Source organism: Actinomycetota bacterium, assembly GCA_036280995.1.
Lineage (GTDB): Bacteria > Actinomycetota > CALGFH01 > CALGFH01 > CALGFH01 > CALGFH01.
The window spans coordinates 1-9,791 of record DASUPQ010000217.1 but is presented as its reverse complement, the minus strand read 5'-3'; the positions used below and the strand labels follow the sequence as shown (position 1 = coordinate 9,791).

General features: G+C 74.7%; 11 protein-coding genes. 5 read left to right on the top strand and 6 right to left on the bottom strand.

The features are described 5' to 3' along the window. Positions 1-1,250 (bottom strand): bifunctional phosphoribosylaminoimidazolecarboxamide formyltransferase/IMP cyclohydrolase (gene purH / locus VF468_06940; GenBank protein HEX5878042.1); only part of this gene is annotated, 1,250 nt, incomplete at its 3' end. Then, positions 1,247-1,879 (bottom strand): phosphoribosylglycinamide formyltransferase, encoded by a 633-nt coding sequence (gene purN / locus VF468_06935; protein ID HEX5878041.1) that lies wholly within the window; start codon positions 1,877-1,879, stop codon positions 1,247-1,249. The genes purN and purH, both read right to left, overlap by 4 nt. Positions 1,880-2,063: 184 nt before the next feature. Here purN and VF468_06930 point away from each other — a divergent pair, with 184 nt between their 5' ends. From VF468_06930 to VF468_06920, 3 genes are read left to right on the top strand one after another with little or no spacing between them, the layout of a single operon-like run. After that, entirely contained in the window at positions 2,064-2,489 is a 426-nt protein-coding gene (locus VF468_06930) for a DUF2752 domain-containing protein (GenBank protein HEX5878040.1), read from the top strand. A 49-nt stretch (positions 2,490-2,538) separates the two neighbouring features. Further along, a complete protein-coding gene (locus VF468_06925) occupies positions 2,539-3,315 on the top strand; it encodes a hypothetical protein (protein HEX5878039.1) in 777 nt (258 codons plus the stop codon). A 48-nt stretch (positions 3,316-3,363) separates the two neighbouring features. Continuing rightward, a complete protein-coding gene (locus tag VF468_06920) occupies positions 3,364-3,975 on the top strand; it encodes an RDD family protein (GenBank protein ID HEX5878038.1) in 612 nt (203 codons plus the stop codon). Positions 3,976-4,103: 128 nt separating this feature from the next. On the opposite strand, the gene sucD is transcribed toward VF468_06920, so the two are convergent. The 3 genes from sucD to VF468_06905 are packed head-to-tail and all read right to left on the bottom strand — an operon-like array spanning position 4,104 to position 6,601. Beyond that, positions 4,104-4,979: a succinate--CoA ligase subunit alpha gene (sucD, locus tag VF468_06915; protein ID HEX5878037.1), complete on the bottom strand. Its 876-nt coding sequence runs from the start codon at positions 4,977-4,979 to the stop codon at positions 4,104-4,106. Between the two features lie 3 nt (positions 4,980-4,982). Continuing rightward, the gene (sucC, locus tag VF468_06910) at positions 4,983-6,155 is read right to left on the bottom strand and encodes an ADP-forming succinate--CoA ligase subunit beta (GenBank protein ID HEX5878036.1); all 1,173 of its coding nucleotides are present in this window, start codon (positions 6,153-6,155) and stop codon (positions 4,983-4,985) included. Between the two features lie 41 nt (positions 6,156-6,196). Then, the gene (locus VF468_06905; GenBank protein HEX5878035.1) at positions 6,197-6,601 is read right to left on the bottom strand and encodes a cobalamin B12-binding domain-containing protein; all 405 of its coding nucleotides are present in this window, start codon (positions 6,599-6,601) and stop codon (positions 6,197-6,199) included. Between the two features lie 117 nt (positions 6,602-6,718). On the opposite strand from VF468_06905, the gene VF468_06900 reads away from it, so the two are divergent. Beyond that, the gene (locus VF468_06900) at positions 6,719-7,237 is read left to right on the top strand and encodes a hypothetical protein (protein ID HEX5878034.1); all 519 of its coding nucleotides are present in this window, start codon (positions 6,719-6,721) and stop codon (positions 7,235-7,237) included. Between the two features lie 31 nt (positions 7,238-7,268). Here VF468_06900 and VF468_06895 read toward each other — a convergent pair whose 3' ends face one another. Further along, positions 7,269-8,252 (bottom strand): cation diffusion facilitator family transporter, encoded by a 984-nt coding sequence (locus VF468_06895; protein HEX5878033.1) that lies wholly within the window; start codon positions 8,250-8,252, stop codon positions 7,269-7,271. A gap of 232 nt (positions 8,253-8,484) precedes the next feature. Here VF468_06895 and glpX point away from each other — a divergent pair, with 232 nt between their 5' ends. Continuing rightward, entirely contained in the window at positions 8,485-9,486 is a 1,002-nt protein-coding gene (glpX, locus tag VF468_06890) for a class II fructose-bisphosphatase (GenBank protein HEX5878032.1), read from the top strand. Positions 9,487-9,791 lie beyond the last annotated feature (305 nt).

Genomic DNA, 9,791 nt, shown 5'->3' with positions numbered 1-9,791 from the left:
TGGCCGGCCACCGACCAGGCGAGGGCGAGGTCGGCCAGGAGCTCGGGGCCGGGCGGGTCGCCGGCCTGGAGGGCCCAGCCGGCCGGGTCGTCGGCGCCGGGGTCGGGCTCCTGGGCGAGCAGGCCCCCGGCCACCGAGCGGACGGCCAGCCCGCGGGCCGGGCGGGCCAGGTCGACCTGGACGAGCCGCAGCGACGGCTTGGCGGCCAGCACGGCCAGGGCCTCCTCGTCGAAGCCGGGCGCGACCACGACCTCGGTGAAGATGGCGGCGACCCGCTTGGCGGTGGCCGCGTCCAGCGGGCGCGACAGCCCGACCACGCCGCCGAAGGCGCTGACCGGGTCGCCGTCCAGGGCGCCGGCGTACGCCTCCTCGAGGGTCGTCCCGAACGCCGCCCCGCACGGGTTGGTGTGCTTGACGATGGTCGCGAACGGGCGCTCCCCGTGCTCGGCGGCCAGGGCCAGGGCGGCGTCGGCGTCGAGCAGGTTGTTGTAGGACAGCTCCTTGCCCGCCACCTGGACGGCCGCCCCCAGCCCCCAGGGGCCGTCGGGCCCGTCGCTGGCGTAGAAGGCCGCCCCCTGGTGCGGGTTCTCCCCGTACCGCAGGACCTGGCGCAGCCGCGCCCCGACGGCCAGCCGTTCCGGGAACCCGCCGGCCGTCTGACCCATCCAGCCAGCCACGGCCGTGTCGTAGGCGGCGGTCCGGGCGAACGCCCGGGCGGCCAGGGTGCGGCGCTCCTGGAGGGTGGTGCCGCCGGCGGCGAGGGCGGATCCGACCAGGGGGTAGTCGCCGGGGTCGCAGACGACGGCGACCCAGGCGTGGTTCTTGGCCGCCGCCCGGATCATGGCCGGGCCGCCGACGTCGATGCGCTCCACCGCCAGGGCGGGGTCGGCGTCGGGGTCGGCGACGGTTTCCTCGAACGGGTAGAGGTTGACGACCACGAGGTCGAAGGGGGCGATGCCGGCGGCCTCCAGCTCGGCCTGGTGGGCGGGCCTGCCGCGGTCGGCGAGGAGGCCGGCGTGGACCCTCGGGTGGAGGGTCTTGACCCGGCCGTCGAGCAGCTCCGGGAACCCGGTCAGCTCCTCGACCCGGGTGACGCGGAGGCCGTGGCCCTCGAGGGCGGCCGCGGTCGAGCCGGTGGAGACGACCTCGACCCGGGCGGCGGCCAGGGCGGCGGCGAGCCGGTCCAGCCCCTCCTTGTGGAAGACGCTGACCAGGGCGCGGCGGATCGGCAGGCGCTCCGGCTGGCTCATCGCGCCACCTCCTCCGGCTCGACGACGCGGGCGCGGCGGCCCTCGACCCGGACGCGGCCCTCGGCGACCAGCCGGACGGCCAGCGGCAGGAGCCGGTGCTCCTCCCGCTTGATCCGCTCGTGCAGGCGGTCCTCGTCGTCGCCGGGCTCGACCGGCACCGCCGCCTGGAACAGCACCGGGCCGTGGTCGACCTCCTCGTCGACCAGGTGGACGGTGCAGCCGGTGACCTTGACCCCGTAGGCGAGGGCGTCGCGGACGGCGTGGGCGCCCCGGAAGGCCGGCAGCAGGCTCGGGTGGGTGTTGAGGATGCGGTCGGGGAAGGCACGCACGAACGCCGGCCCGAGGATGCGCATGAACCCGGCGAGGCAGACGACGTCCGGCCGGGCGGCGGCCACCAGGTCGCGCAGGGCCAGGTCGAAGGCGGCGCGGTCGGGGTGGTCGGCGGGCCGGACCACGGCGGTGTCGACCCCGGCGCGGCGGGCCCGCTCCAGCCCGTAGGCGCCGGGCCGGTCGGCGCCGACCAGGACGACCGCCATCCCCGAGCCGGGATCGGCGGCCGCGTCCAGCAGCGCCTGGAGGTTGGAGCCGTGGCCGGACACGAGCACGACCACCCGCTTGCTGTCCGCCACGGCCTCCCCGGATCTCGGCGCCTGGTTCTCGGCACGGCGGATGCTGCCATCGGGGGCCGGTGCCGGCAACCCAGCTGGGGCCGGCCCGCTGACGGGATTGAACCACTCCTGCGCATATGGTTCACTGCGCCAGCCTGCAAGAACGGACGCAGCACGCCCCAGGCGGAGGGAGCTGGACCGCGGAATGAGCACCCGGAATCCGGCGGGGGCCTGGCGACCGTCGTCGGTGCCCGAGCAGCTCGGGGTCGCCGGCATGGTCGCCGCCGGGGCCGCGGCGACCTACCAGGCGGCGCTCGGCGGGCAAGGGCTGTGGCTCCCCTGCCCGCTGCGGACGCTCGCCGGCATCCCGTGCCCGCTGTGCGGGATGACCACCGCCGCCACCGGCCTGGCCTCCGGCGACTTCGGAGCGGCCGTGGCGGCCAACCCGTTCGCCCTCCTGCTGGCCGGGTTCACCCTGGTCATGGCCGTGCTGATGGTCGCAAGGGCGCTCGGGTGGGCACCGGCCGCGGCGCAATGGCCGCCGTCGCGTCGCCGACAAGCCCTCTGGGTGGCCGCGGTGCTGGGCGTCGCAAGCTGGGCGTTCCAGCTCCACCGGTTCGGGTGGGTATAGACCGGCTCGCCCGGAGGATGAGCCGAGTGAGACCGACAGGAGGACGACCATGACCGAGGGGCCGACCCCACGGGACCCGCGGGACGAACCGCCGCGTGAGCCCCCCGGCACGCCGGAGGCGCCCGTCGACCGGCCGCCCCCGGACCACCCACCGGCCGACACGACCCCCGGCGCCCAGGACGCCCCCCGCTGGGAGTCGCCGGGCACCCCGCCGCCCCCGCCGCCCGCGCCACCCCAGGGTGGGAGCCAAGACCCGGGTCCCGGCGCCGCGCCGCCACCCCCGCCACCGCCCGGCGACCAGGGCTGGGGCCAGCAGCCGGGGTACCCGCAGCAGCCTGGCTACCCGCAGCAGCCCGGCTACCCGCAGCAGCCCGGGTATCCGCAGCAGCCCGGGTACCAGCAACCTGGCTATCAGCAGCAGCCCGGCTACCAGCAACCAGGCGGGCAGTACCAGCAACCCGGCCACCCGCCGCCGGGCGGGCAGTACCCGCAGTCCAGCGGGATGGCCGAGAACGTCGCCTCCGGGCTCTCCTACGGGCTGCCCGGGATCACCTGGCTGACCGGCCTGATCTTCTTCCTGGTCGACCGGCGACCGGAGGTCCGCTTCCACGCCATGCAGGCGATCGCCTACGGCGTGCTCTGGACCCTGGTCTGGGTGGTCCGGGACTACATGCCGAGCCCCATCCGCGCCCTGCTCGGCCTGGTCCTGTTCGCGTTCATCGTCGGCTGGGTCGTCCTGCTCGTCCAGGGCTTCCAGGGCCGGCACTTCAAGCTACCCGTGCTCGGCGACTTCGCCGAGCAGCAGGCCGGACGACCCGGGCTGTAACGGCCGGACCGGGCGTCGACCCACCGATCACGACAAGGAGCAACGCTCATGACCCAGGGGTACGGACCCCAGGACCCCAACCAGCCCGGCTACGGCCAGCAGCCGCCCCAGCAGCCCTACGGCAGCCAGCCGCCGCCGTACGGGACGCCGGCCCAGCCTGGCTACGGCCAGCCGCCGGCCCAGCCCGCGGGCGGCTACGTCGCCGACCCGCCCGGCTACTACATGGGACGGACGCTGGCCAACTGGCCCCAGCGGGTCGGGGCCTACCTGATCGACAGCCTGATCGCCGCGATCCCGGTGTTCCTGGCCGTGATCCTGTTCAGCGGGACCGACCCCGGCGAGCCCCCGAGCACCGGGGCCAGCCTGGTCACCTTCCTGCTCTACCTGGTCTCGTTCGGGATCTTCATCTACAACCGCTGCATCCAGATGGGCCGGACCGGGCAGAGCTGGGGCAAGCAGGTGCTGAACCTCCGGCTGGTGCGGATGGCCGACGGCCAGCCCATCGGCGGGGGCATGGCCTTCGTCCGTGACCTGCTCCACATCCTGGACGGCCTCGTCTGCCTGCTCTGCATCGGCTTCCTGTGGCCGATCTGGGACGCCAGGCGCCAGACCCTGTTCGGCGACAAGATCATGAACACGGTGGTGCTGGCCGAGGCCTGACCCGGCTAGAACACCGCTCGAGGATCCGGGTTTGAGTAGATTGCGTGGCCGCCGGAGGCGGCGCGCAAGCCTTGGCGCTGCATGGATGGCTCGGCGCTGCATGCGGCGCCGGATACTCGACCGCTGTTCTACCGCTCCTTGACCGCGGAGACGGCCAGCTCGGCCGTCTCCGTTGGGTTGCGGCCGACCCGCACCCCGGCGGCCTCCAGGGCCTCGGCCTTGGCCTGGGCGGTGCCGCTGGACCCGGAGATGATCGCCCCGGCGTGGCCCATGCGCTTGCCCGGCGGGGCCTCGAACCCGGCGATGTAGGCGACCACCGGCTTGTCCATCCGCTCGGAGATGAAGCGGGCCGCCCGCTCCTCCTCGTCGCCGCCGATCTCGCCGATCATCACCACGGCCTCGGTCTCGGGGTCGTCCTGGAAGCGCCCGAGGATGTCGACGAAGCTGGACCCGACCACCGGGTCGCCGCCGATGCCGACGCAGGTCGTCTGGCCGACCCCGGCCGCCGCCATCTCGTACATCACCTGGTAGGTCAGGGTGCCCGACCGCGACACCAGGCCGACCGGCCCGGCGTGGGTGATCTCGCCGGGGATGATGCCGACGTTCGCCTTGCCGGGCGAGATGACCCCGGGGCAGTTCGGCCCGACCAGGGCCACCCCCTTGGCCCTGATGTAGTTGTAGGCCCTGGTCATGTCCAGCACGGGGATGTTCTCGGTGATCAGCACGACCACCCCGATGCCGGCGTCGGCAGCCTCGTAGAGGGCGTCGACGGCGAAGCGGGCGGGCACGAAGATCAGCGAGGTGTTGGCGCCGGCCTCGGCCACGGCGGCGGCCACGGTGTTGAACACGGGGACGCCGTCGACGTCCTGGCCGGCCTTGCCCGGGGTGACCCCGGCGACCAGGTTGGTCCCGTACTCGCGGTTGCGCAGGGCGTGGAAGCGGCCCTCGCGCCCGGTCAGGCCCTGCACGACCAGCCGGGTCTCGGAGTCGACGAGGATGGCCATGGCTCAGGCACCTTCCTTCGTGTCGGCGCCGGCGCCGGCCAGCTCGACCGCCTTGCGGGCGGCGTCGAGCATGGTGGCCGCCGGGACCACCTTGTCGGACGGCGAGCCGGCCAGCAGCGCCCGGCCCTCCTCGGCGTTGGTGCCGTCAAGGCGCACCACCAGGGGCACCTTGACCTTGTCGCCGAGGCGGTCGAGGGCGTCCAGGATCCCCTGGGCGACCAGGTCGCCGCGGGTGATGCCGCCGAAGATGTTGACCAGCACGCTGCGCACCTTGGGGTCGGAGAGGATCACCTCGAGCCCGGCGGCCATGGTCTCGGCCGAGGCGCCCCCGCCCACGTCGAGGAAGTTGGCCGCCTTGCCGCCGGCCTGGGCGACCACGTCCAGGGTGCTCATGACCAGGCCGGCGCCGTTGCCGATGATGCCGACGTAGCCGTCGAGCTTGATGTAGTTGAGGCCCTGCTCCTTGGCCGCCTGCTCCTGGGGGTCGACGGCGAAGGTGTCGCGCAGCTGCTCCAGGTCGGGATGGCGGTCCAGCGCGGAGTCGTCGAGGGTGACCTTGCCGTCGAGGGCGATGACGTCGCCGCCGGCGGTCAGCACCAGCGGGTTGACCTCGACCAGCATGCAGTCGGCGGCCACGAACACCTCGTACAGCCTGGCCAGGAGCTGGGCCGCGCCCTTGCGGGCCCGCTCGTCGAAGCCGGCGCCGTAGACGAGCTGGTTGACGTGGTAGCTGCGCAGCCCGACCAGCGGGTTGACGGGCACCTTGACGATCGCCTCGGGCTTCTCCTCGGCGACCTGCTCGATCTCGACCCCGCCCTCGACCGAGGCCATGGCCAGGAAGCCCTTGCTGGCCCGGTCGTGGAGGATGGCCACGTAGTACTCGGCGGCGATCTCCGAGGCCTGCTCGACCAGCACCCGCCGGACGGTGTGGCCGCGGATGTCCATGCCGAGGATGCGCTCGGCCTGCTGGCGGGCCTCGGCCGGGTCCTTGGCCAGCTGGATGCCGCCGGCCTTGCCGCGGCCGCCGATCTGCACCTGGGCCTTGACGACCACGGTGCCGCCGACCTCGGCCGCGGCCGCCTCGGCCTCCTCGGGCGACCAGGCGACCTCGCCGCGCGGCACGGCCACCCCGTACTTGGCGAACAGCTCCTTCGCCTGATGCTCGAACAGGTCCATGCGTCAGCCTCTCCGTCGGGTTGCGCTGGCGGTGCCTCCGGTCAGGCGGCCCGGTCGAGGGCGGCCCGCAGCCACTCGACGATCTTCTGGGTCGGGGTGCCCGGGGTGAAGATCTCGGCCACGCCCTGCTCCTTGAGCAGGACGATGTCCTCGCGGGGGATGATGCCGCCGCCGAACACGAGCACGTCGTCGGCGCCGCGCTCGGCCAGCAGCTCGACCACGCGGGGGAACAGGGTCATGTGGGCGCCCGAGTGGATCGAGAGCCCGACGGCGTCGGCGTCCTCCTGGACCACGGCGGCCACGATCTGCTCGGGGGTCTGGTGCAGGCCGGTGTAGATGACCTCCATGCCGGCGTCCCGCAGGGCCCTGGCCACGACCTTGGCTCCCCGGTCGTGCCCGTCCAGCCCCGGCTTGGCCACCACGACCCGGATGCGTCCCTGCGCCACGGTGCCGCTGCCCCTCTCGCCCTCGCCACCGGCCCGCGCCTCGCTGCCGGGCCGCACCTGGGAAGATACTACCCGGCCATCCGGCCGCCCCAACGCCCGGATCCCCGGAGGACGCCCATGCCCGGCACCGACCGGCCGCCGCGACCCGGCCGCGACCCCGGCGGCCGGGTCGCCTACCTCCCGCCCCGGGCCGCCCGGGCCCGCAAGCTGATCCTGCGCAGCCAGCTCGGCCGCGGCTGGATCGTCGCCTCGGCCCTGTTCGGGCTCGTGATCCTGGTCGCGGGCGTGCTGTTCCTGACCAGGGACGGCCATCCCGGCCCGCCCTGGGTGCGGGTGGCCGCGCTGTCGTCGCTGCCCGCCGGCACGGTCACCGAGGTCGCCGGCCCGGCCGGGCAGGTCGTGGTCGTCGACCGCCGCGGCGGGGAGCTGCGCGCGTTCCTGGCCCCGCCCGGCTCCTGCCCGGTGCGGGTCGCCGGCAGCGGGTTCGCCCGCCCCTGCGACGGCCAGCGCTGGGACGCCGAGGGCGGCCCGGCCAGCGGCCTGCGCGACGGCGAGGAGGCCCCGCCCCCGCTGCGCCGGGTCGCGGCCGCGTTCGCGGGCGGCGACCTGTACGTCAACCCGGCAGCGAGCCCGTGAGCCCGCTCGGCGTGGCCGCCTTCCGGAGACGCTACCGGCTGCCCTGATCGCGGTGGTGGAGGGTGTGGCCGTGGCTCTCGTGCTCGTCGACCCCGGCCGGGTCCAGGTGCAGGTCGACCGCGGCCACGCCGGGGAGGGCGTGGAAGATGGCGTGGCGGACCTGCTCGCCGAGGTCGTGGGCGGCCCGCAGGGGCAGGTCGGGGTCGACCTCGACGTGGACCAGGACATGCAGGGACCGGCCCACCCAGCGGGCCCGGGCCGCGTGCACGGCCTCGACCCCGGCGACCGACCCGGCCGCCCGCTCGACCTCGTCGATGACCTCCGGGTCGACCCGGTCGAGCAGCCGGGCGAGCACGTCGCGGGTGGTCCCGACCAGCACCCAGCCGATCACGGCCGACAGCAGCAGGCCGGCCAGCGGGTCGGCGGCCGGCCAGCCGGCCCAGGCCCCGGCGATCCCGGCCGCGGCGGCCAGGCTGGCCAGCCCGTCGACCCGCGAGTGCTGGCCGTCGGCCTCCAGCGGGACCGAGTTGATCCGCCGGCCGACCCGGAGCTTGTACTGGGCCACGGCCTCGTTGCCGGCCACCCCGGCGAACGCCGCGGCCAGCGCCCAGCCGGGGTTGCGCAGCGGCGGCACGTCCCCGGCCAGCTTGGCCAGCGACTCGGCGGCGGCGACCACCGCCGAGGCGGCGATGGCCAGGACCACCAGCACCCCGGCGACGTCCTCGGCCCTGGCGTACCCGAAGGTGTAGCCGCGGTCCGGCTGGCGCCGCCCGACCCGGAAGGCGATCCAGAGGGTGACGGTGGTGAACACGTCGCCCAGGTTGTGGAGGCCGTCGGCGAGCAGGGCGACCGAGCCGCTGGCGGCCACGAAGGCGAACTGGACGGCGGCGGTCAGCCCGAGGCCGGCGGCCGACAGCTTGACCGCCCGCAGCCCCTCGTCCTCACCGGCGGCCGAGCCGGCCAGCGGCACAGGGGTGTGGCTGTGGCCGTGCCCGTGACCGTGGCTGCCGCCCACCGCTCCCTCCATGCCCCGAGACCGCACGGGCGCCGGACATGCAGCGGGCCCTTGGCGCCAACCGGGTGGGATCGGCGGCACCAGGGCCCGACTGCCGGAGGCCACGCACACCCGAGCGGGCGGGGCCACCGTTGTCAGGGTAAGCCGGAGCGGCCCTGGATGCCAGTCCCTCCGGTGGGGAAAATGGTCCCCCGGGGCCAACGCCGGCCCGGAACCGACGCGGAGGTGTGCGATGGAAGCTCGAGCCGACGGCGAGGCCCCCGACCGCAACCTGGCCCTCGAGCTCGTCCGGGTCACCGAGGCGGCCGCCATGGCCGCGTCCCGGAAGATGGGCTTCGGCGACAAGGAGGCCGTCGACCAGGCGGCCGTCGACGCCATGCGCCACGTGCTCGGCTCGGTCTCGATGACCGGGGTGGTGGTGATCGGCGAGGGCGAGAAGGACAACGCCCCCATGCTCTACAACGGCGAGGAGATCGGCGACGGCACCCTGCCCGAGGTCGACATCGCCGTCGACCCGGTCGACGGGACCACCCTGACCGCCAACGGCATGCCGAACGCGATCTCGGTCGTGGCCCTGTCGGACCGCGGCACCATGTTCGACCCGGGACCGTGCGTCTACATGGAGAAGCTGGTGGTCGGCCCGGAGGCGGCCGACGCGGTCGACTTCGAGGCGCCGCTGGCCCTCAACCTGCGCCTGGTCGCCAAGGCCAAGGGCGCGCACGTCGGCGACCTGACCGTGTGCATCCTCGACCGGCCCCGCCACGAGGACCTGATCCGCCAGATCCGCCAGGCCGGGGCCCGGGTCAAGCTGATCACCGACGGCGACGTGGCGGGGGCGATCATGGCCGCCCGGGAGGGCACCGGGGTCGACATGCTGGTCGGGATCGGCGGGACGCCCGAGGCGGTGATCGCCGCCTGCGCCCTCAAGTGCCTCGACGGGGCCATGTATGGCCGCCTGTGGCCGCGCAACGACGAAGAACGCCGGGCCGCCCTTGACGCCGGCTACGACCTCGACAAGGTCCTGGACATCGACGACCTGGTCCGGGGCGACAACGTGTTCTTCGCCGCCACCGGCGTCACCGACGGCGAGTTCCTGCGCGGGGTCCGCTTCGACCGCCGCGGCGCCCTCACCCAGTCGCTGTCGATGCGCTCCAAGTCCGGCACCTCCCGGCAGATCGACGCCCGCCACCAGCTGTCCAAGCTGAGCCGCTACGCATCGATCGACTACGGTTAGGAGTTGGGGCCAGGACCGCCCGACGGTTGACGTACCTGCGGGCCGCGCGCCGGGCCGACCGCCGCGACCCCTACTTCGGCCGGCCGTGGATCTGGTTCGCCAGCGTCTGCGCCCGGTGGCCAGGCCACGACCGCGACCGCTACCTCGGCCCGTTCGACCGCAGGGGCGACGCTCTGGGTGGCCGCCGGGCCGCTACCTGGCCCCGGTCACCCAGAGCACCTGGTTGTCGAGGCGGACCCGGCCGCCGGCGTCCGTGAACGGCGCCCAGGCGGCGGTGGCCCTGGCCCAGACGCGCCCCTCGACCT